The 21723-nt window shown below is 32.5% G+C and carries 23 protein-coding genes; 10 read left to right on the top strand and 13 right to left on the bottom strand.

What is annotated here, in order from left to right; translation table 11 throughout:
- Positions 1-171 precede the first annotated feature (171 nt).
- Complete coding sequence (locus HMPREF2715_RS04895; protein WP_070582013.1) at positions 172-1119, bottom strand: LCP family glycopolymer transferase; 948 nt, start codon at positions 1117-1119, stop codon at positions 172-174.
- 110 nt (positions 1120-1229) lie between these two features.
- A complete protein-coding gene (locus tag HMPREF2715_RS04890; RefSeq protein ID WP_370591711.1) occupies positions 1230-2021 on the bottom strand; it encodes an inositol monophosphatase family protein in 792 nt (263 codons plus the stop codon).
- Positions 2022-2409: 388 nt separating this feature from the next.
- Here HMPREF2715_RS04890 and HMPREF2715_RS04885 point away from each other — a divergent pair, with 388 nt between their 5' ends.
- The 6 genes from HMPREF2715_RS04885 (at position 2410) to HMPREF2715_RS04860 (ending at position 8005) form a co-directional block, all read left to right on the top strand.
- Positions 2410-3108, top strand: a complete 699-nt coding sequence (locus tag HMPREF2715_RS04885; RefSeq protein WP_029376664.1) for a helix-turn-helix transcriptional regulator — start codon at positions 2410-2412, stop codon at positions 3106-3108.
- Positions 3109-3177: 69 nt separating this feature from the next.
- Positions 3178-3528 carry a hypothetical protein gene (locus HMPREF2715_RS04880; protein ID WP_037549883.1) on the top strand — a complete coding sequence of 117 codons (351 nt, stop codon included), beginning with the start codon at positions 3178-3180 and terminating at the stop codon, positions 3526-3528.
- Between the two features lie 212 nt (positions 3529-3740).
- Positions 3741-4793, top strand: coding sequence for a MupG family TIM beta-alpha barrel fold protein (locus HMPREF2715_RS04875; RefSeq protein ID WP_070582012.1), 1053 nt, complete (start codon positions 3741-3743; stop codon positions 4791-4793).
- Positions 4793-5680 (top strand): N-acetylmuramic acid 6-phosphate etherase, encoded by an 888-nt coding sequence (murQ, locus tag HMPREF2715_RS04870; RefSeq protein WP_070582011.1) that lies wholly within the window; start codon positions 4793-4795, stop codon positions 5678-5680. The genes HMPREF2715_RS04875 and murQ overlap by 1 nt, the downstream gene beginning before the upstream one ends.
- Positions 5681-5692: 12 nt before the next feature.
- Positions 5693-7132, top strand: a complete 1440-nt coding sequence (locus HMPREF2715_RS04865) for a PTS transporter subunit EIIC (protein WP_070582010.1) — start codon at positions 5693-5695, stop codon at positions 7130-7132.
- A complete protein-coding gene (locus HMPREF2715_RS04860) occupies positions 7133-8005 on the top strand; it encodes a MurR/RpiR family transcriptional regulator (protein WP_070582008.1) in 873 nt (290 codons plus the stop codon).
- A gap of 234 nt (positions 8006-8239) precedes the next feature.
- On the opposite strand, the gene HMPREF2715_RS04855 is transcribed toward HMPREF2715_RS04860, so the two are convergent.
- Positions 8240-9628, bottom strand: a complete 1389-nt coding sequence (locus tag HMPREF2715_RS04855) for an amino acid permease (protein WP_070582006.1) — start codon at positions 9626-9628, stop codon at positions 8240-8242.
- A gap of 422 nt (positions 9629-10050) precedes the next feature.
- Between HMPREF2715_RS04855 and HMPREF2715_RS04850 the strand changes: the two genes are divergently transcribed.
- Positions 10051-10401: a hypothetical protein gene (locus HMPREF2715_RS04850; RefSeq protein WP_053022200.1), complete on the top strand. Its 351-nt coding sequence runs from the start codon at positions 10051-10053 to the stop codon at positions 10399-10401.
- Positions 10401-10592, top strand: a complete 192-nt coding sequence (locus HMPREF2715_RS04845; RefSeq protein ID WP_011275061.1) for a hypothetical protein — start codon at positions 10401-10403, stop codon at positions 10590-10592. Before HMPREF2715_RS04850 ends, HMPREF2715_RS04845 begins: the two co-directional genes overlap by 1 nt.
- 104 nt (positions 10593-10696) lie before the next feature.
- Here the strand turns inward: HMPREF2715_RS04845 and HMPREF2715_RS04840 are convergent, their stop codons facing one another.
- Both HMPREF2715_RS04840 and HMPREF2715_RS04835 read right to left on the bottom strand, forming a co-directional pair.
- Positions 10697-10888 (bottom strand): membrane protein, encoded by a 192-nt coding sequence (locus HMPREF2715_RS04840; RefSeq protein ID WP_037549892.1) that lies wholly within the window; start codon positions 10886-10888, stop codon positions 10697-10699.
- A 4-nt stretch (positions 10889-10892) separates the two neighbouring features.
- On the bottom strand, positions 10893-11537 hold the full coding sequence (locus tag HMPREF2715_RS04835) for an HAD family hydrolase (protein WP_053025228.1): 645 nt from the start codon (positions 11535-11537) through the stop codon (positions 10893-10895).
- A gap of 312 nt (positions 11538-11849) precedes the next feature.
- On the opposite strand from HMPREF2715_RS04835, the gene HMPREF2715_RS04830 reads away from it, so the two are divergent.
- Positions 11850-12380 carry a hypothetical protein gene (locus HMPREF2715_RS04830; protein WP_037549894.1) on the top strand — a complete coding sequence of 177 codons (531 nt, stop codon included), beginning with the start codon at positions 11850-11852 and terminating at the stop codon, positions 12378-12380.
- Between the two features lie 458 nt (positions 12381-12838).
- Here HMPREF2715_RS04830 and HMPREF2715_RS04825 read toward each other — a convergent pair whose 3' ends face one another.
- Positions 12839-14440 (bottom strand): alpha-glucoside-specific PTS transporter subunit IIBC, encoded by a 1602-nt coding sequence (locus HMPREF2715_RS04825; protein WP_070582002.1) that lies wholly within the window; start codon positions 14438-14440, stop codon positions 12839-12841.
- 189 nt (positions 14441-14629) lie between these two features.
- Between HMPREF2715_RS04825 and HMPREF2715_RS04820 the strand changes: the two genes are divergently transcribed.
- Positions 14630-15391, top strand: a complete 762-nt coding sequence (locus HMPREF2715_RS04820) for a MurR/RpiR family transcriptional regulator (protein WP_070442478.1) — start codon at positions 14630-14632, stop codon at positions 15389-15391.
- A 189-nt stretch (positions 15392-15580) separates the two neighbouring features.
- Here the strand turns inward: HMPREF2715_RS04820 and HMPREF2715_RS04815 are convergent, their stop codons facing one another.
- The 7 genes from HMPREF2715_RS04815 to HMPREF2715_RS12400 all read right to left on the bottom strand — a co-directional run bounded on the left by HMPREF2715_RS04815 (position 15581) and on the right by HMPREF2715_RS12400 (position 21638).
- Positions 15581-16099, bottom strand: coding sequence for an SRPBCC family protein (locus tag HMPREF2715_RS04815; RefSeq protein WP_070582027.1), 519 nt, complete (start codon positions 16097-16099; stop codon positions 15581-15583).
- A gap of 144 nt (positions 16100-16243) precedes the next feature.
- Positions 16244-17539: a Na+/H+ antiporter NhaC family protein gene (locus tag HMPREF2715_RS04810; protein ID WP_053021397.1), complete on the bottom strand. Its 1296-nt coding sequence runs from the start codon at positions 17537-17539 to the stop codon at positions 16244-16246.
- A gap of 119 nt (positions 17540-17658) precedes the next feature.
- Positions 17659-18270: a flavin reductase family protein gene (locus HMPREF2715_RS04805; protein WP_053021398.1), complete on the bottom strand. Its 612-nt coding sequence runs from the start codon at positions 18268-18270 to the stop codon at positions 17659-17661.
- Positions 18271-18347: 77 nt separating this feature from the next.
- Entirely contained in the window at positions 18348-19229 is an 882-nt protein-coding gene (locus HMPREF2715_RS04800; protein WP_053021399.1) for an SDR family oxidoreductase, read from the bottom strand.
- A gap of 119 nt (positions 19230-19348) precedes the next feature.
- Positions 19349-20485, bottom strand: a complete 1137-nt coding sequence (locus tag HMPREF2715_RS04795; RefSeq protein ID WP_053025224.1) for an amidohydrolase — start codon at positions 20483-20485, stop codon at positions 19349-19351.
- Positions 20482-21336 (bottom strand): SulP family inorganic anion transporter, encoded by an 855-nt coding sequence (locus HMPREF2715_RS04790; RefSeq protein WP_305954622.1) that lies wholly within the window; start codon positions 21334-21336, stop codon positions 20482-20484. Before HMPREF2715_RS04790 ends, HMPREF2715_RS04795 begins: the two co-directional genes overlap by 4 nt.
- 56 nt (positions 21337-21392) lie before the next feature.
- Positions 21393-21638: a SulP family inorganic anion transporter gene (locus tag HMPREF2715_RS12400; RefSeq protein ID WP_306341814.1), complete on the bottom strand. Its 246-nt coding sequence runs from the start codon at positions 21636-21638 to the stop codon at positions 21393-21395.
- Between the last annotated feature and the right edge of the window lie 85 nt (positions 21639-21723).

The following is a 21723-nucleotide window of genomic DNA, read 5'->3' as shown; positions in this document are numbered from 1 at the left end:
TTAGTCATCAGTCCAATTTATTATAGAGCCAAAAAAACTAACTTAAATTCAGATACAATTTAAAAAAATAAAAATAGAGATAGGACTGAAATGATTTCTCTCTCATTGTCCTACCTCTATAAAAATCCTAGTAATAACAGCTAAAGTAAAAACGTCTATTGCATTAAAAATTTAATTTTGTAAATTATTATTCAATATTTCTGTGGCACTTTGCTTTGAATCGTCATTAGGTATGAAATACCACAATCCATCGTCTTGAATACCACCCTGACCTTCTAATTGATGTCGGTTTACAGTTGTATTAGCATTTTTATAATTCATTCTAATATCATTCATGTCACTCAATGTTAAATCGGTTTTAACATTTTTCTGGATCTGATTAATTAATGATGGAAAATGCGTGAGCGCCGAAGTACTTGTCATCTTATTAGCCATTGCTTGAAGGATAAGTTGTTGTCGTTCTTGACGGCCAAAATCTCCTCCAGCACCTTCCTCTTTACGACTACGTATGAAGGCCATTGCAGTATCTCCATCCACATGAGTTGATTGACCTTTTACAAATTTAGTTCCTTTAGTGGTGAAAGTATCATTACTAGTAACATTCACACCGCCCAAAGCATCAATCATATCATGTAACCCATCCATATCAACTGTCCCATAATGATCAATAGGAACATTCATTAATTTTTCTAATGATTTAACAGCCATCGTTGGTCCACCATAAGCATATGCATGATTAATCTTCTCAGTCGTGCCTTTACCTACAATTTCAGCTTGTGTATCACGAGGTACACTTACAATTTCAGTAGTTTGTTTCTTAGGGTTAATAGAAAGAAGCATAATTGTGTCACTTCTTTCACCGTCATTCTCACTTTTACGTTGAGCATTTGAGTCTACACCAAATAATGCAATAGTAAATGGATCACCATTTGACAAACTTACATTTTTCGATCTCAATTCTGAATATTGTCTGTTTAAAGGATTATGTATCTTACCACTTGTAATAAAAATACTAGCTACTACAAAAATTGACGCAACTATTGCTAAAACAACTAATATTCCTATAAACCATGTAATTATTTTAACGGGCAGGCTCATTCGTCTATGCGATCTACGCATCCTACCACTCCTATTCTGTTTTATGAATTAATATAATTATTATATATTAAAATGATTAACTTTCTATACGACTTAAGAAGTAACTTTTCATAAAACAGCTATCAATATTATTAAATATGATACCCGCCATTTCGATTAATAATAGCTAGTATATCTTTGTAACATCCGTGATTACTAATAATGAAAGGGCCACTCTTAGCAAAGTCTAACGGTTCGCCATTTAATTGAGTCATTTTCAAATTTAATTCTTTCGCAAATAAAAATTGTGCTGCAATGTCCCATGGCTTTGGGTTTGTATTAATGTGAGCACCAAATTGTCCTTTAATCACTCTTACTGAATCTAAACCACATGAACCAATATTCCTCACACTGAACGAAGCATCGTATAATGCTTTGCTTGTATCATCATTTATATATTGAGTCCCAAAAGAGATAATAGCGTCTTGCAATTTTAAGTCATTAGGTGCCACCAATTGTTGCCCATTAACAAATGCACCTTCACCCGCTATTGCTTTATATAATTTATCGTGAGGATAATCATATATATAAGAAAGTTTAGGTTCGCCATCAACAAAATATGCGATGATAATACAATAGTCTTCTTGCTGTTTTACTAAATTAGCTGTACCGTCAATTGGATCCATAATCCATAAATGCCCTTCATATGGCCGAATCATGCTATTATCTTTTTCTTCACCTAATAATTGGTGACTTGGAAAGTGTTCAGCTAAATACGCTTCAAATTTATTTTGAAGTTGTTTATCTACATTTGTAACTAAATCAAATCGATTTATTTTAGTGTCAGTAATCATATCTGTTATCAAATTGGGAATAACATCATCGAGATGTTTTAACCAATCCATGATATGCGCATCTATATTATGAAGTTTGTTTTGCATGATTTCACCTCAACTATCTATTTCACTTTATTGTATCTTACTGCTCATATTTGTCATAGGAATTTTTAAATGAAGACACAAAAAATCGGCTAGTCATCTGCTAGCCGACAAATAGAAAGGAAAGTAAGTAATAAATATTGAAGATGTTTTCGATGTAACTTGAACGATTCACAACAAGCTATCTGTTATATAGCTTCTACCCCTTTGTTTGAATTCGTTCTCCCCTGTTACAAATATTATAATAGCATAAATCATTTAATTTTGTAAGCGTTTTCCTAATAAAAAATGTTTAATTTTACACGCATAATCTACTAAAGTACTGAAAATGTCTTCATACGCAGTGTTATGTTATAATTAATGTAATATGTAATGGTTATAGGTGGTGTTTATGTTGAAGAAATTAGATCGCCAGAATCAAATTATTTCATTAATACAACAAGGTCATACAATTAATGCATCTGAATTGGCGCAACACTTAAATGTTTCTGTTCGTACAATTAGTCGTGACATTGTCGATTTAGAAAATCAAGGTGTTCAAATATATGCTCATAAAGGCAAAAATGGTGGATATCAGATTCAAAAATCTGAAGATAAAATAAAATTAAATTTTACTGAACAGCAGCTATTATCTCTGTATCTTACCTTAATAGAAAGCCAATCCTATTCAACATTACCATACACTAATGAGATTCAATCTATCATTAATCAGATTATCAATATTCCTAATACTCGTGTTCGTAAATCACTAAACCAAATGACTAATTTAATTAAGTTTGAAGATACAGAACAAATAACATTACCCCATCTATTTGCAGACATTTTAATTTATAGTTCTGAACGAAATGTTATGTTGATTGACTTTATTGATAATCAAGACACTATTGCCGAGAATGTCATATTCATTGGTTTACTATGTCGTAATGGAGAGTGGCTATCAATTATTTATGAAATCGGTTTAGGAAGAACAAGAGAATTACCAGTACTTGATATTTATGACATTTCTTATTCCTTTGAAAAGACCATTAAAACTTATGACATATCTATCGATAATTATACCCAATTTTTAAATCCAATCGAGACGACTGAATAATTTTCTCGATTGGTTCTCCTCATTCATACCTCTTCTACAATTTAATATCTTCAAGGAGTTGCATTGAATATGCTTCAATCCACAATAATGCGTCAACAACTCATAATTTTACTCACTCACGTTGAAAAAATAAGGTATTACTATTTAATGGACAATCGATTTTTAAATAGAGAAATAGAAGCGTATAACACATCCATTAAAAATTTTACTGACAGTTTACCGTTAACCCTTCAAAACAGTACTAATAACTCCAAGTCTAAATTCTCGATGCAATCAGATCAATTCTATTATAAATTATTAAATGATCTATCACTAAAACCACTACACGAATTCCATCAAGGGACGATATTAGTTGATTTACAACAACGTCAAGACCAATTGCATCAAACATTAGTTTATTTGTTAAATGAATATAAGTAAGTGAACCTCGTATATCACATTTGCAATTTCAATATCTAATCCATAATTTTTTTAATAGCGTAATAAACGCTTCAACTATCTCCTTCAATTCAACTAATTACCCAAGTCGCTTAAGCAATTAATTATAAAAATTATATAATATATATGTAAATTGTAATAAAAAACGTGAAACGCTATAATTGTAAGTGATTACAGTAATTAGGAGGATTCATATGCTAGGTTTCTCAGTCTATTTAGGTCAACCATTAAACAAATCATACATATTAAATATGGTTGATCTCGGTTACGACGTTATTTTCACATCACTACAAATACCTGAGGAAAACGATCAAACTAAATTGACATATTTGGGAGAATTATGCCAATTGCTAAAAGATGAATCGGTAACCTACATTATTGATATAAATCCATCATTACTGAATCAGAATGTTTATCGTTTTTTCGATCAATTTTCTAATGGAAACTTTGTTATTAGAATTGATGATCATTTTAATTATGATTTAATTGCAGATTTATTTCATCATAATTTACAGTGTTGTCTAAATGCCAGTACTATCACTACTGAAATTTTGGATACACTTTATAATCAAAAATCATTACCTAAAGTCTATTTTTGTCATAACTATTATCCCAGACCTGATACAGGTTTAGCTTTAAACCTTTTTGAAGAACAAAATAACCTCATTAGAAAATATGATGAGCATGCCTCAATTATGGCTTTTATTCCTGGAACTACATTGAGAGGTCCATTGTATAAAGGACTTCCTACCATTGAACAACATAGACACATGACATTACTTCAATCTGCACATTCACTATTAAAATATAACTTGGATTATATTCTTATTGGTGATACTGCAATCAACTATGCAGAAGCAGTTGCATTACAGCAGATGATTTATCACCGTCATTTCAAACTTCGTCTATCTTTTTTTGACAAATCATATGAACAACTCATTTTCAAACAACATACATCTCGTTTGGATGCACCTGAGAATGTAATACGCTCCAAGTATTCTAGATTAACTAAAGTAAATATTCCTCCAACCAATAACTTCAATTATTATCGCTATAAGGGAGACGTCACGGTTGATAATTCACTTAATCAACGTTACGAAGGTGAGCTACAAGTGATTAAAACAGAATTGCCTAATCATAAGGCGATTAATCATGTAGCAACGATATGTGATGAAGATAAAGTCGTTATTGATTTAATACAACCTGGTGACACATTTGAATTTATTACTGAAAAGGAGAAACGCTAATGGAACATTTAACTACTGAAAGCAGAAACATACAAACAATGCATTTAGATGAAATGTCGATTTTAGATGCTTTAAAAACAATGAATAAAGAAGATCAACTAGTAGCTAAAGCAATTGAACCTATTTTACCCCAGTTAAACAGAGTAATCGAACAAACAATTACCCGTTTTCGAGATGGTGGACGTCTAATATATATAGGAGCTGGTACAAGTGGTCGTTTAGGTGTATTAGATGCAGCTGAATGTGTTCCAACTTTCAATACGCATCCTAATGAAGTAATTGGCTTAATTGCTGGAGGGCAGCAAGCTATGACTGAAGCGATTGAAGGTGCTGAAGATAACTATGAAATGGGAATAACTGATTTGAAAACAATCCATTTAAATGAAAAAGATGTCGTTATTGGTATTTCGGCAAGTGGTCGCACACCTTATGTTAAAGGGGCATTAACATATGCGACTGAAATAAGTGCACTGACTGTTGCCCTCTCTTGCAATACGAATAGTGACATTAGTACTGTCGCTTCCCATGCACTTGAAGTCAATGTTGGTCCAGAAGTATTAGCAGGGTCTACTCGCTTAAAGTCAGGTACCGCTCAAAAGCTTGTGCTTAATATGATATCAACAATGACTATGATTGGTGTTGGTAAAGTTTATGATAACTTGATGGTCGATTTAAAAGCGACAAATTACAAACTTGAACAACGTTCCATACATATTATCGAAGAGATTTGTGGCTTAACTTTTAAAGAAGCTCAAGAACTCTATATAAAAGCCGACAATGATATTAAAATTGCAATCGTTATGAATTTATGTAACACAACTAAAAGCGATGCTCAATCAAGACTCGTAAATAATAATGGCATTGTAAAAAAAGCAATTCAATCTTAAGGAGGCAATGATATGAATAAGAATAAGGAACAACAATTGGCTCATCACATCTTAGATGCGGTTGGTGGCATTGATAATGTGGACAACATTATCCATTGTATGACACGTGTGCGCCTCAAAATTAACGATGAGACACAAGTTGATTATCCTAAACTTAAAAACATAGAAGGCGTGCTCGGAGTCGTACAAGATGAGCGACTTCAAATTGTAGTCGGACCTGGAACGGTAAATAAAGTATCCGCAGAAATGGTAAAGCTAAGTGGTGTTCAATTAGGTGAAGATATCCCCCATCGTAGCAACACGTCAAATATTAAAAATCAAGCAAAACAATATAAACGTGAATTCCAACAAAAGCGTAAACAAAGTAAAATGAATACAATTTTAAAGTCAATTGCTAATATTTTCATACCTCTCATACCCGCATTTATAGGAGCAGGACTTATTGGTGGTATTGCAGCTGTATTGAATAATTTTATAACTGCTGGTACCATTTCAGCTGATTGGGTAAAACAACTTGTGGCCGTATTAAATGTCATCAAAGATGGCATGTTAGCCTATTTAGCTATTTTCACTGGTTTTAATGCAGCAAAAGTATTCGGTGCAACACCAGGCTTAGGTGGTGTTATTGGGGGTACGACTTTATTAACAGGTATTACTGAAGATAATCCAATTAAAAATGTATTTACTGGTGAACCCTTAATAGCTGGACAAGGTGGCATTATAGGAGTGATCTTAGCGGTATGGTTATTAAGTATAATTGAGAAAAAAATACATAAAATAGTTCCCAATGCTATAGATATTATAGTGACGCCAACAATTTCATTACTTATCATAGGATTACTAACCATATTCTTCTTTATGCCTATAGCTGGATTTATTTCTGATGGATTAGTAGGCGTAGTGAATTGGGTTATTGGTGTAGGTGGCATATTTAGCGGATTTATTATAGGTGCATTTTTCTTACCACTGGTTATGTTAGGATTGCATCATATTTTTACCCCAATACACATTGAATTAATAAATCAGTCAGGTGCAACATATTTGTTACCTATTGCTGCTATGGCTGGTGCTGGCCAAGTTGGGGCTGCATTAGCACTTTGGGTAAGATGTAAAAACAATACTACTTTAAGAAATGCTATTAAAGGTGCGTTACCAGTCGGATTCTTAGGAATTGGAGAACCGCTTATTTACGGTGTTACCTTACCGTTAGGTCGTCCATTCATCACAGCATGTATTGGTGGTGGCATCGGTGGTGCAGTTATAGGTGGCATTGGTCATATAGGTGCCACTGCTATCGGACCTAGTGGCATTTCATTATTACCGTTAATTGCCCATCAAAAATATTTAGGTTACATCATAGGATTATTATCTGCGTACCTAGCTGGCTTTATTTTCACATACTTCTTCGGTACGACTAAAGAAATGAGAAACTTAAACAAACTAGGTGATTAGATGACAAACATTTTATATTTAATCGACGAAAATTATGCTTCATTTTCTAAAAATGAAAAGAAATTATCACGATTTATATTAAACTCACCATATAAAGTTATTAGCATGTCGAATCAAGAGATTGCTAAAGAACTTGAAATGAGTGTTTCAACGTTAAATCGATATAGCCAAAAATTGATTAATCAAAGTTTTCATGAAGTTAGATCACAACTTGCGATGTTATTTCCAAAACAACAAACACCTTATAAGATAGAATTGCTTAACAATGAATCGGTAGATACTTTAAAAAAGAAACTTTATCATCGTGCAGAAGAAGCACTTCAAAAAAGTTCTACATTTGCAGATAACACAACGATTGATACCATATGCCAACATTTTAAACGTGCAAATAACATCTTTATCTTTGGTTATGGTGCATCATATGTCTGTGCGACAGATTTATATCAAAAATTATCTCGAATTGGGCTCAATGTCCAACTCGTTCAAGAAACTCATTTATTCACAACCATGTTGTCTACGCATGATAAAGAAGATTGCGTTGTATTTATAACTAATAATGGTGATCAAAGTGAACTTCGTGCAATGGTGAAAGTTGTGTCGGATTATAATATCCCTATTATTACAATTTCAAGTTCAGAGCATAATCACGTAGCTCAGCATTCTGACATTGTTCTGACATATGGACATTCAGACGAAAATGAATTACGTATGGGTGCGACAACTTCTTTATTTGCGCAAATGTTTACCATTGATGTTCTTTTCTATCGTTATATCGCACTGAACTATGAATCGTCATTAGACTTCATCACACAATCTAAAATGGCTCTTGATAATTATCGAAAATACCTATCTAATGTGGAATTTAAACATTAAGATTCCTATTAAAAATCAAGACATATAGAAGGTAATGAATATGAACAAGGTTTATTATTCTTCTTTTAACCTAAGTTATTCACAGTTAATCTGTTATTAAGTAATAACTATCACAAAAAGAGGTTGAGACAACGTTATTGTCTCAACCTCTTTTAAACATGAATCAAAGTACTTTGTGCCTTAGTTTAGTTTGAATAATGTGTTGATGATTTATAATATGATTTATTTAGTATTTTATCTAACTTTTCGGAATCCATCATTTTTATGGTGTCCGCGAACGAAGTAGTATACAGTTACCGTAGCTAAGAAGATAATACCAATCACTACAGAAATAACTGTTTCTTTGTTAAATAACATTCCTACTAATACGACTAATAAGAATAAAATCGTAATTGCACTTGCAAATGTACCGCCAGGCATCTTAAATGGATGTCCTTCAACTTTTTCAGGATGTAATTTTCTGAATCGAATATGACTAATTAAAATCATAAACCAAGGAATCATACCCGGTAAAATAGATGCACTATAAACATATACGAAAATACTATCTGCACCTTTAATAAATAAAGGAAGAATAACGTTTAATAATGCACCAACTAAGATACCTAAAGCAATGGCTAATACTGGGTAGAATGGTACACCATTTTTCATTACTCTTGTAAAAATTTTAGGCATTTGACCTTTTTGTGCTAATGTAAAAATCATACGACTTGCACTAAAGATACCTGAGTTACATCCAGATAATGCTGCTGTTAATACAACGAAGTTAATTAATCCTGCTGCAAATGTGATACCAATTTTTGCAAATGTAGCTACGAATGGGCTTCCTATTTCACCTAATTGGTTCCAAGGATAGATAGAAACAATTACGAAAATCGCTCCAATGTAGAAAATCAAAATACGCCAGATAACACCATTTACCGCACTTTTGATATTTTTCTGTGGATCTTTAGTTTCACCAGCAGTAATACCAATTAATTCTACACCTTGGTAAGAACCAATAACAATTGATAATGCAAAGAAGAAACCTACAAATCCATTTGGCATAAATCCATCATGAGACCATAAATTAGAGATACCAATCGCATGGCCACCATTACCAATACCGAAGAAGATTAAACCAAAACCTGCAATGATCATTAATACAATCGTTACAACCTTAATCATTGCAAACCAGAATTCAAATTCACCGAATGCTTTTACTGAAGTCAAGTTAGCTGCTAGTAATAATAGTACTGCAACCACACCAGGAATCCATTGAGGTAAGTTCGGGAACCAATAGTTCATATATTCACCGACTGCAATAACTTCACTCATACCTACTACAATCCATTGGAATATATTACTCCATGCCGTCATATAACCTGCAGCAGGGTGAATGTAATCACTTGCAAATGTTGCGAAAGATCCAGTAGTTGGATTTAAATAAATCATTTCTCCCATTGCTCTCATGATTAAGAATAAAAAGATACCTGCAATTAAGTACGCAAAAATAACTGATGGACCAGTCCATTTAATTGTACTAGTTGCTCCCATAAATAAACCAACACCGATAGTACCGCCAAGTGCGATCATTCTAATCTGACGTGCATTTAGCCCCCTATGTAATTCATTGTTATCCATTAAAATAACCCCATCTCTATTAAATCTAAGGTTCGAATACTTTTGTCTTTCAGAAAACCCTCTTTTGCTTTCCTTCTTTTCCCTTAAAAGTTTCTTTACCTTAATGAAGTCATTATACTATAATTTGACAAAATTAAAACATAAATTTTACAAATTTTTGAAATCGCTTCCATTAATGTTATGATTACTATTTTCAAACTTTAAAAAACATTGATTTTACAACGTTTTCATTAATAAAAACGAGTTATTTTTCACAATATTTTTTATTGAAACATTTCACTTTTACAAATAAAAATCATTTTATACTATTGCATATAATCAGTTCGATAGAAATGTATTGCTTAATGTTTCGTAAAAAATCGATTTAGAGTGTGATATACTTTTGATAGATTTTTACTGTTAGGTAAAAGGAGAATTAATGAATGCAGTCATTATTAAAAAAGAGCGTTAAAATTTCTATAATATTTGGCATTGTCTTCTTCCTATTAAATTATTTCAGTGCCAAGCATGATACAGTTAATCCACTAATAATAAGAACGATTATCGCAACTCTAACATTTTTCTTATTATATTTAGCTATATTTACGATTTTCAATTCAGATGAACGCAAACTTAAATTTGGCATTACGTTACCCATCTCTTTAATTGTTTGCTTAATTATAGGTGGAATCTTTTTTACACTTGAAATTGGAATTATTGCAGGGCTTATCATTGGCCTAGCAGCCGGTTTTATTTGGGAATGGATTGACAAACGAAATGGAGGTACAAATTAATGTCTGTCACAATAGGAATTATATTAATAATTGTCTTACTTATTCTTAGTTTAGTGCCAAATTACAAAGCGATGCAACAAGCTAAATCGCAAGGACAGAAATCAACCCGTTTTACAATTATGGTAGGTATTGATTTAATCCTCATCGTATTATTAGTTGTTACAATCATACTAAAATTATTTATTAACTAAACTCATATGATTTTCAGGCATTAAAAAAAGAGATGGAAATGGGTAGGAACTTTAAATGATGTTTCTACCCATTTCCATCTCTTTTTTTAACTATATTGCGTAATCTATATTCTTCCTTGTAATAATAAGTAGTAACCGATTGTAGCTAAAAGTAAATAAATCATTGTTCCAACTAAGAAAGAACGCATTTGAACTTTAAATGGTATATTTTTACTAAATATTGGACCTAATACTAAATTTCCTATGCCGATTATAATAGGACCTGCTAAAAAGAATAGGATAACTTGCCACGACATATGTTTACTCCTTCTTTAGCTCAAAGAAATGATTTTTAATTTCCTCAAAGCTTAAATCTTTACCTACAAAATTTATAGTCGAAAAATCTTGTTCTTCTGTCATCTCGTTAGTATTAATTATTACATCCAATCCAGCATTCATAGCACCTGTTGCTCCATTAGCTGAATCCTCTATGGCTAAGCAATGGGCTGGTGAATAATTTAAACGTTGAACAGCTGTTAGATAAAGTTCTGGATCAGGTTTAACCGCTCCAACATCTTCTCTACCAACAATAACATCGACATACTCATTGATACCCAACGCATTTATTGTAGGCATAATTTCTTCTCTATAACTACTTGTTGCAATCGCCATAGGTATGTGTCGTTGTTTCAAATATTTCATTAATGAAGAAACTGTATCAATAATGTCGAGTTCATGGCTCGTATCATAATGCTCATCATATATTTTTTGTTTCTTTTCTAAACCAATCTGTTGCTCAATATAGTCATGTAACCCTTGAGCGTGTCCTCCTATATGGCTTCGATAAAACTCCAGGGAAACAGGCTTCACACCATGAAAGGCAAGATGTTTGTTAATAATGTCGTATAGGTGTTTTTCTGTATCTATAATTGTACCGTCGAAATCAAATACTACAGCTTTATACATAAGTTTGCTCCTTTAATAACTACAATCACTGCTAATTTTATCATATGAATATTTGATTTTCACACTTCACTAATGAAATTACCAAACACATTTTAACTAATAAACAATCAACATTTTCATATTTATTTCATGTTAATTATCGTTACGTTTATATTACAAAAATAATTAAACCGAAGTTCATTCAAAAGTCCTAGTGATAATATCAAAAAAGAGTGATACAATCAGTGTGTATAAAAGAACGGTGTGCTTTATTAGAGAACTTTAAAGCTAAATGCTTTTTACATACGTTAAATAAATATAGGAGGTCATTGCATGTTGTTAGACAAATTTGAAACTTACATTATCAACATTGTAGGTTTAAAATCTAGATCAATTCGAAAACATTTAATCAAAGTCTGTAAAGACGTTAAATTTTGCGATTCATTTCAATATTCAATAATCAAACACGACGATATACCAGTTTTAGAAGTTAGCTTACCGAAGCAACAACTTCCATATTTCATTAGTTTTTTAAGTTTTTACCAATTTTCAATTTATCAGATTTTATCTCCTAAACGATTAAATACGCTATTAGATACTGAACAAACATATCAAGCTTCTAAACGTTTCGACTTAGCAATTGATGGCCTCCAAGATGCATTCATAAAAGATAAAGTCATTGATATTATGACTTATTTCTCAAATAATTATGAAATTAAATATACTTTAAATAACAACTGTGCAAGCGTATGTTGTGCACCTGAAACGTTTAGTAAATTACTACAAACTATTGCATGTAGAAATATTGATATTCTTTCAGCATCTTATAAAACACGTGCGATGCATAAAGCAAATATATCTTAGTAAAATTCGTGAGATTTTTATTAAAAAATATTTTAAGTTATATAGTTAATTTACACTAGTTTACAGAACAGAGGGAATAGGACAGAAATAATATTTTCTCAAAATTTATTTCGTTGTATCCCCAACTTGTTTAGCTTGTAGAATTTCTTTAGGAAATTCTCTTTGCTGGGGCCCCGCCTACCAGGCAAGGATGACTAGGTTTGAAAAAAGCTTGATTCAAGCGCATTTTCAAATCAGTCAGCTACTGACAAAATGATAAAGTAGGCTGAGACATTTTATTTTGTCCCAGCCTCTTTGTTTTTTAATTCTGTTCAAGCAATATCACACTCAACAAAAGTTTCTGGTTTTGTGATCAGTATAAAGCTAAGTTGGACAAATTACTAAGTATATTAAGCATTGTATATGAAAAAGCCAGTAGGTGAATAAATACTAATTCACTTACTGGCTATATTGATTAATTATTTTTTATCATTATCATCATAAACTAAATGTTCAAATGCTTCACGTACTTGGGGTACAGTCATTCCAACAACGACTTGTACATTTTTACCGCTTTTAACTAATCCGTGCGACATTTGTTCATGAGTGAAATATCCACTATCTTCAACTTTTGTTTCATCATTAACTGTTAAACGTAAACGTGTTGTACAATTAGTAACGTCTTTAATATTTTCTTTTCCGCCTAAACCTTCTAAATAATAATGTGCTTTCGCTTCATATTCATTGCTAGGTTGAAATCCAGAATTGTCAGTACTTCCATCGCTTTTTTTCTCTTTATAATCTTTTTTAGAGAATAATTTAACTTCTTCTTCAGCTCGACGTCCTGGTAATGGAATATCAAATTTCAAGATTAAGTATCTGAATACAACGAAATAGATACCTGAGAATATCAATCCTATAACAACTTGAGCTACATAAGTTAGCCAATGATTTTGTCCTAAAGGAATCCAGTTCGTCGCGATGAAATCAAGTAATCCACCGCCCATGTTACCAACAACACCGAAACCATACATAATTGTATCCATTGTCGCTGCTAATAATGCATGTATAACAAATAAGTAAGGTGCGATAAATAAGAATGTAAATTCTAAAGGTTCAGTAATACCAACAACTACCGCAGTTAATGTAGCTGGTACTAATAACGCAGCAACTTTTTTACGATTGGCTTTAGGTGTTGTAGAATACATTGCTAATGCGATACCGATAGCACCAAACACTTTACCGTTACCTTGTAACATGAAACCGTAATGGAATTGTTCTTTTAACGGTTTACTGCTTTCAGCAAATTCATTTAAATGTCTAAACCACTCTGCTTTAAGTCCGTCTTTTGCAACAACCGGACCTACTTCAATTGGTGCATAGATGAAGTGATGTAAACCAGTCGGTATTAACACACGTTCTAAGAAATGATACAACCAAACACCGATGTAGCCTGATGCGATAATGAAATGTTGCATTGATTCAATACCATTTTGTATTGTTGGCCAAACAACACAAGTAATTGCAGCTATTGGCAACATAACGAAGAATGAAATGGTTACAACAAATGTTAGACCTTGGAATACACCTAACATCTCTGGTAATTTTTTACTATAGAAACGATTATGTATCCATGTCACAATGGCAGAAATAATGATACCACCTAAAATATTAGTATCTAAAGTTTCAATACCAGCAATCGCTTTTAATCCAGTTACATTTTCTACACCTTTTTCTAAATTAGCACCAAATGTATGTGGCCATTGCGTTAAAATAGCGCTGATAAAGGTATTAAACATTAAATAGCCCATTAATGCAGCTAAAGCCGCATGACCAGGGGCCTTCTTAGCTAGAGATAAAGGCAATCCAACCACAAATACGATTTCCATATGATTGAAGATAACCCAACCACCTGATTCAATTACAGACCAAAATTTAAACCAAAATGTATGATCATTTGCTAATCCACCCATGATGGTAGGATTTTTAAATAATGTTGCAAAACCTAATACTATCCCAAAGAATGCAAACATTAATACAGGAACAATCATTGCACTCCCAAAACGTTTAATAGCGTTCATAATTTAACCCCCAAATCTTTCTATGTAGTACTTAAATATATCGTACATATAAAAGCGTTTTCTTAATATCTATTATAGTAAACGCTTACACTTATACAATGACATTGACCGATTTTGAAATAATTTTGTATAATCAGTTTATGCTTTCTATACATGAAAATATTTTCAGGAAGAATAAGAGGTGTCTTTGTGCTACTAGATGAAAAAGTAAATGCCAATTTTGACAAGTTAAATGATAATGACCTACAAATTGCACACTTTGTAAACACGCACGTAAATCAATGTAAAACTTTGAAGATACACGAACTTTCACAATACACTCATGCATCTAACGCTACCATTCATAGATTTACACGAAAGTTAGGATTTGATGGTTATAGTGACTTTAAATCCTATTTAAAATTTGAAAGTGAACATTTAAGTCAACTACCTAAAGATTCAATGGATGCTTTTAAACAAGAAATAGAGACAACATTTAGCTATTTAGCTCGTATTGATTATAATTTGATTACCGATAAACTTAACCAGGCGTCTACCGTCTACTTATATGGTACTGGTCGTGCACAGAAAAATGTTGCGGACGAAGCTCAGCGAATATTATTAACGATGCATAAAAATATTATCGTGTTACATGACGTTCATGAGTTGAAAATGGTACTGAATCGTTCTATTGATGAAGATTTATTCTTTATTATTTCTCTATCTGGTGAGAGTCACCAACTCACAGACGTTACAAATCTACTTCAATTACGCCAAAAATATTTTATTTCAGTTACAACAATGAAAGATAATTCATTAGCCCAAAAAGCGAGCTATAATGTTTATGTATCAAGTAATACTTTCTATTTATACGATGATACAGACTATTCAAGTTTTATTAGTTATCATATCTTCTTTGAAACATTAATCAGAAAATATAATGAACGTAAAGAGAAAGGTGAACTCAGTTAATCTTTATCACAACTAAATAGCGGTACTGATTAATTATTAACACATCAAAACCCCAACAAGGAGATTGTCTTTGTAAACTGTCCTTGTTGGGGTATCCACCCTAGTAAGAATGACTAGATATTTGGTAATATTGATATCAAATTTTCTCAGTTTAGACTGCTACGTGAATTCACGCAAAGTCCTAAGTTTTTATTTTAATAGATTATTGTCTTCTACATATTGTTCAAGTATTTGATGCATTTTATCAAACATCAATTCTAAACCGTGAACAGTAGAATCGTGATATTCCTTTTTCTTTTGTTTATATTCTAATGTTGTTAAGCGTCGTTCACGTTCAACTAATGACTGATAAAAGAAAAACATTTGTGTGCCACCGATTTCACGCTCTTCAAATTCAACTTCAATGACATCCTCTTGATTACTTAATTCAGGCATACCAATTGTCATTTTTATATACTCATTGTCAACGAGTTCTTGATACGTACCTTGAATAATATTTTGTCGTCCATTACGTGAATCAACTATGCGATATGAGCCACCTTCAGTCATATCTACATCAATTGACTTATTCGTACGTTGAGATGTCATAAACCACTGTTTTAATAAGTCAGCATCCGTCCAAGCTTGATATACTAATTCTGGTGAGTATTTTAATAAACGTTCGATATGAATTTCAACATGTTCATTCTCAACATTATACTTTGCCACTTGTTTCACCTACTTTCACTCTTATATCTATTTTAACGCATTTCAATACAGTTCCAAACTTTGAACTATTAAAATGTTTTATTATTTTAATTTTTCTTATTAAACATGCTAATTATAAGTCTATTATTGTTATTTGTCTTTACTTTAAGATTTAGCTTTAACACGAGGGTATCTTAATATAATAGCTATAATACCGCATATCCCTAATAAAAATGAATAAATGCAGTAAGGCATTACACTAAATGGTGATATACTTGCAACGCCAGCTGCAGCTATCACTTGTGGGCTATAAGGTAAAAAGCCTTGAAAGCACCCTGCAAATATATCTAATAAACTTGCAGATTTACGTGGATCAACACCATATTCATCTGCAATATTTTTTGCTAATGGACCTGACATAATAATTGAAATTGTATTATTAGCTGTTGCAATGTCAGCTGCGCTCACTAAACCAGCAATACCAAATTCAGCACCACGTTTAGTTGTAACTTTAGAACGAACAAAATTTAATAACCATTCAATTCCACCATTATGCTGAATAATTCCAACTAAACCACCAATTAACACTGCTATGATTGCAATATCTTCCATACCTATAATACCCTGTGATACTGCATTTAGTAATCCTTTCCAACCAAAAGAACCATCAAATAAGCCAATAGTACCAGATAATAACGTACCACCGATTAACACAATGATTACATTTACCCCTACGAGTGCTAATACTAATACTAGTACATAAGGGATTACCTTAATTAAATTATAGTCATAGCTTTTAGAGTGATCTATTGAGATACCGTTAGTAAGGAAGAATAAGACAATAATTGTTAATATTGCTCCAGGTAGTACAATCCAAAAATTCACTTTAAATTTATCTTTCATTCTTGTTTTTTGAGTTCGAACAGCAGCTATGGTAGTATCTGAAATCATCGATAAATTATCGCCAAACATAGCACCACCTACAACAGTACCCATTGCTAACGCTGCTGGAATATCAGTTGCCTGTGCAAATCCAAATCCAACAGGTGCTAATGCAGCAACTGTACCTACAGAGGTACCCATTGAAATTGACACAAACATACAAATTACAAATAATCCAACGATGATTAAATTTTGAGGTATCAATGATAAACCTAAATTTACTGTTGATTCAACACCACCCATTTTTTCAGTGGTAGTTGAGAAAGCACCAGCCAATATAAATATAAATACCATTAAAATGATATTGGAATGACCTGCTCCTTTTGTAAACACTTCAACTTTGTTAGCAAATGTTTCTTTCCTATTCATTATTAAAGCAACAATAACAGTAATCATGATAGCTACATTTAAAGGCATATTAGTGAAATCACCTGTAATGGTACCTACACCTAAAAACAATGCAATAAATAATACTAATGGAAGTAACGCCCATGCATTGCCCTTTCTTTGTTCCTCCATACTAAACCTACTTTCCTTTTTAAAAATAATTTTATTATTAAAGTTACAAGATTACTGTCATAACGTCAATAAAGTTTTATGAAAATTACATATTAAAGCTATAGATAATGTCTTAATCATCAATTAGTTGGACGCTCAATTGTAAATTGCTCACCTAATTTAGCGTAATCATTACCTGCTAAACGGGCTACTGGTTTTAATTGTTTCGCATCAATTTTACTATCACCAAAATACACATCATCTTGTATGTGGTACTTAACAATTTTTCCAATAATTAAATCAGCACCATCATCTTCAGAGCCTAATAAAATCATTTGTTCAAGTTGACATTCAAATCTAATTTTAGCTTCTTTTATAGCTGGAATATCAATCACATCAGATGAGATGGTATTGAGTTCTGTTAAATCAAGTTCATTATCTTTAGGATTGATAGATGCAGCGGTCTTATTAATTTCCTCAACATTATCTTCATCTGTAACATGCACAACAAATGATTGGACGTTTTCTATATTAATTGCCGTATCTTTACGCTTTCCTCCTGCTCTCTGTGCCGAAATAGCAATCATAGGTGGCGCATTATTAACTATATTAAAAAAACTAAATGGCGCAGCATTTACATGTCCTTCGATATCAGAAGATGTAACAAATGCTATTGGCCTTGGTATGATTGAACCACTTAATAGTTTATAATTTTGGATATCTGATAGTTGATTAGGATCAATGTGTTTCACTGTAATCCACTCCTTTCAATACAAAAACGCAAGAGTCTTTATTGAAACCCTTGCGTTGGATTTATACTTTGAGATATTTAATTGATTTGGATGCCACCTGTGACGCCAAAAACTTGACCAGTCGTATAACTTGAATCCTCTGAAGCAAGTAATACATATGTGCCTGAAAGCTCTACAGGTTGACCGGCTCTACCTAATGGCGTATCTTGACCAAATTGAGGAATCGCTGATTGTGGTTGACCACCTGTTATTTGAAGTGGAGACCAAAATGGACCAGGTGCTACACAATTAACGCGAATACCCTGCTCCCCTAATTGCTCAGAGAAACTTTTTGTTAATGAAATAATCGCTGCTTTTGATGCTGCATAATCATGAATCAATGGATTTGGATTATAACCTTGAACGGATGATGTTGTAGTGATTGACGCACCAGGTTGTAAATAATCCAATGCTTTTTGAACTGTCCAGAATACTGGATATACGTTTGTTTCAAACGTTTCTTTAAAAGATTGTGTATCGAACTCTTCTAATTTATCGTGATACTGTTGATGGCCTGCTACTAATGTCACATTGTCTAAACCACCTAATTCTTTATACGCTTGTTCAACTAAATCATAGTTAAATTGTTCATCACGAATATCTCCAGGTATTAATATAGCTTTACGTCCTGCTTTTTCAATGACAGCTTTAACTTCTTGAGCATCTTGTTCTTCACTTGGAAGATAGTTAATTGCAACGTCTGCCCCTTCTTTGGCATATGCAATCGCTGCTGCACGTCCTATTGCTGAGTCTCCCCCTGTTACAAGCATTTTATAATCTAACAATCGGTTATGACCTTCATACGATGTTTCACCACAGTCAGGTTGTGGTGTTAGTTCAGATTGAAGTCCAGGTAGTTCTTGTTCTTGTTTTTCATAATCAGATGTTTTAAATTTTGTTCTTGGATCTTGTGCACCCATTATTTACTCATCTCCTAAAACATGTTTAGTGTCTGTTTACCCGTTCATCATGCTTTTTAAATCACATTTCAAAAATTGTAATATAGCTACACAAATCAAACTCTTAAATGAAACATTGATTATTCATTAAATGCTGTGTCGTCAAGCAATTGATAAATCAACGTTATAAAGTACTCAGGAACTTTCTCAAGTATACGCTCATCTGGATCAAACTTTGGATGATGTAAATCGTATTTACTATTAGAACCAATAAACGCAAATACCCCTGGATGGTTAGCTAGTAAACCAGAAAAATCTTCGCCAATAGTATAGGGTGTCTCTAATTCTATGATTTGATAACCTACTTTTTGAGCAGCTTTCTTAGCTTGGTCAGTTAAGTATTCATCATTAAAAACTGTTCCTGGCAGCTTAGTATATATAACTTCTATATCGACATTGAACAATGTCTCTAATCCTTTAGCAATTTCTTTAAATCGTTGTTCTATATAATTTTGAACCTCTGGCTTAAATGATCGCACTGTACCTTGGACATATGCTTGGTCAGCAATCACATTCCATGTATTCCCAGACGATACTTCTCCAATAGTTACTACAGCACTATCAAAAGCTGATATATTTCGACTTACAATCGTTTGTAAACTTGTTATTAATTGACCAAGTACCATGACTGGATCATTACCTTGTTCTGGCTTAGCAGCATGTGCACCTTTACCGTGAATTTTAAATTCAAAACGGTCTACTGCCGAAGTAATTGGTCCAGATTTAATTGCAAATTCTCCAATATTTAAAGTTGGATAATTATGGAAACCTAATATCGCTTTAACATCGTCTAATACATCTGTCTCTGCAATCGCTTTGGCACCATATCCCGTTTCTTCTGCAGGTTGAAATATAAATTTCACGCGACCTTTAAGTTTATCTTCTTGTTCTTTTAAATTTGTAGCAATAGCTAGAATACTTGCCATATGAATATCATGACCACACGCATGCATCACACCTTCATTTGTTGAGGTGAATTCATGTTCAACTTGCTCTGTAATTGGTAAAGCATCTATGTCTGTACGAACAGCAATACAAGGTTCACCATGTCCTATTTCAGCTATAAGCCCTGTTTCTAAAGGATAATCTATTATTTTTATATCATAAGTTTGTAATATACGTTTTAATCGCTTAGTTGTTTCATATTCTTTCTGAGATACTTCAGGAAATTTGTGAAATGTTCGTCTCCATTTAACAAAATCATTGTAAGTTGTCATAGCGATGGTCTTCCTTTCTTTGTAAAAATAAAGTGAACGACATAATAAATAAGTGTGCCTATAACGACACCTATAACTAAATTGTGTGACATTAATATTAAAATAATCGTTATGAACATTACGATACTATGTTTTATAGGTGCTTCTTTTAAATGTTTAAACATACGTCTATCAAATGTATTCATTGATATTGTAATTAATACCGAAGCCAATACTGCCATAGGAATAAAACCTACAATCGTACCTAAAATAACGACGCATGAGAGAAGAAATAATCCTGTAACGAATGTGGCTAATCGCGTAGTAGCACCCATTTTAAAATTAAATTTTGATTGACCTACTAAGGCGCTTAAACCATATCCACCTAATAACCCGACAAACAAATTAGCTAACCCTTGACCAATAACTTCTCGGTCTTTATTGGAGTGACTTTGTGTAATTACATCCATCATTTCATTTGTAAGATTTGTTTGTACTACGCAAATAATAGACATGGTTAATGCATATAAAGTAATAATACTTAATGCATGTATGTTTAAAAGTTCTGTATAAACAGAAATTTTAGGAAAGGTAAGTCGAATTTCTGCTAAATCGTGGACTAATTGAACATTCGGTTTAAGAAAATAACTTGCTAAAGTCACGACGCTTATAGCTATAAGCGGAGCTGGCATAAATCGAATAAATGTTGAAGATAAATAAGTCGCAGTAGTTATACCAAAAATATATTTTATTTGCGTTGTAAGTAATAGAATGCCCAATACATTCATAAATCCAATAACAACAGTATCTGGAATATGATTAAGGATCTTATCTATGTGACACATGTCAAAAATAATTAGAATGATGCCCATTATAAACGTGGCCATAATTAAGTAATGAATATTGTATTGTTCTACTAGTGGTGCACCTACGCACCTACTATCGAAATACCACTACTTGGTCCAGACACCATACTTATTCGTTCTCCAAGAAAGCTAATGAATAACATCATTAATCCACAACTCATTAACCCTATCGTAGTACTGATATGAACAATAAACGAGAAGGCTATAGCTACAGGGAGTAGTGCTAAACCCATTAAGATACCTGCCATTATATTTTGCGAAATATCTCCAAGCCATTGCTGCTTATAACTTAACCGCTTCATCACCATCCATTACCTCCCTAATTATTTATATCGTAACATAATTGTCAAACTTTTCTATCAATTAAAAGTAATTAAAAAAGTAGAACAGAAT

The organism is Staphylococcus sp. HMSC062A01 (genome assembly GCF_001836805.1).
Lineage (GTDB): Bacteria > Bacillota > Bacilli > Staphylococcales > Staphylococcaceae > Staphylococcus > Staphylococcus haemolyticus.
Note: the sequence above shows the minus strand (reverse complement) of the source record. Positions and strands in the feature narration are given on the sequence as shown.

Excerpts from the sequence above, each read along its gene's own strand:
- HMPREF2715_RS04895 (WP_070582013.1), bottom strand. The coding sequence starts at position 1,119 with ATGCGTAGATCGCATAGACGAATGAGCCTGCCCGTTAAAATAATTACA.
- HMPREF2715_RS04875 (WP_070582012.1), top strand. The coding sequence starts at position 3,741 with ATGCTAGGTTTCTCAGTCTATTTAGGTCAACCATTAAACAAATCATAC.
- HMPREF2715_RS04825 (WP_070582002.1), bottom strand. The coding sequence starts at position 14,440 with ATGAACGCTATTAAACGTTTTGGGAGTGCAATGATTGTTCCTGTATTA.
- HMPREF2715_RS04880 (WP_037549883.1), top strand. The coding sequence starts at position 3,178 with ATGCTTCAATCCACAATAATGCGTCAACAACTCATAATTTTACTCACT.
- HMPREF2715_RS04845 (WP_011275061.1), top strand. The coding sequence starts at position 10,401 with ATGTCTGTCACAATAGGAATTATATTAATAATTGTCTTACTTATTCTT.
- HMPREF2715_RS04830 (WP_037549894.1), top strand. The coding sequence starts at position 11,850 with ATGTTGTTAGACAAATTTGAAACTTACATTATCAACATTGTAGGTTTA.
- HMPREF2715_RS04795 (WP_053025224.1), bottom strand. The coding sequence starts at position 20,485 with ATGACAACTTACAATGATTTTGTTAAATGGAGACGAACATTTCACAAA.
- HMPREF2715_RS04850 (WP_053022200.1), top strand. The coding sequence starts at position 10,051 with ATGCAGTCATTATTAAAAAAGAGCGTTAAAATTTCTATAATATTTGGC.
- HMPREF2715_RS04800 (WP_053021399.1), bottom strand. The coding sequence starts at position 19,229 with ATGGGTGCACAAGATCCAAGAACAAAATTTAAAACATCTGATTATGAA.
- HMPREF2715_RS04865 (WP_070582010.1), top strand. The coding sequence starts at position 5,693 with ATGAATAAGAATAAGGAACAACAATTGGCTCATCACATCTTAGATGCG.
- HMPREF2715_RS12400 (WP_306341814.1), bottom strand. The coding sequence starts at position 21,638 with ATGGTGATGAAGCGGTTAAGTTATAAGCAGCAATGGCTTGGAGATATT.
- HMPREF2715_RS04855 (WP_070582006.1), bottom strand. The coding sequence starts at position 9,628 with ATGGATAACAATGAATTACATAGGGGGCTAAATGCACGTCAGATTAGA.
- HMPREF2715_RS04810 (WP_053021397.1), bottom strand. The coding sequence starts at position 17,539 with ATGGAGGAACAAAGAAAGGGCAATGCATGGGCGTTACTTCCATTAGTA.
- HMPREF2715_RS04860 (WP_070582008.1), top strand. The coding sequence starts at position 7,133 with ATGACAAACATTTTATATTTAATCGACGAAAATTATGCTTCATTTTCT.
- HMPREF2715_RS04835 (WP_053025228.1), bottom strand. The coding sequence starts at position 11,537 with ATGTATAAAGCTGTAGTATTTGATTTCGACGGTACAATTATAGATACA.
- murQ (WP_070582011.1), top strand. The coding sequence starts at position 4,793 with ATGGAACATTTAACTACTGAAAGCAGAAACATACAAACAATGCATTTA.
- HMPREF2715_RS04790 (WP_305954622.1), bottom strand. The coding sequence starts at position 21,336 with ATGGGCATCATTCTAATTATTTTTGACATGTGTCACATAGATAAGATC.
- HMPREF2715_RS04840 (WP_037549892.1), bottom strand. The coding sequence starts at position 10,888 with ATGTCGTGGCAAGTTATCCTATTCTTTTTAGCAGGTCCTATTATAATC.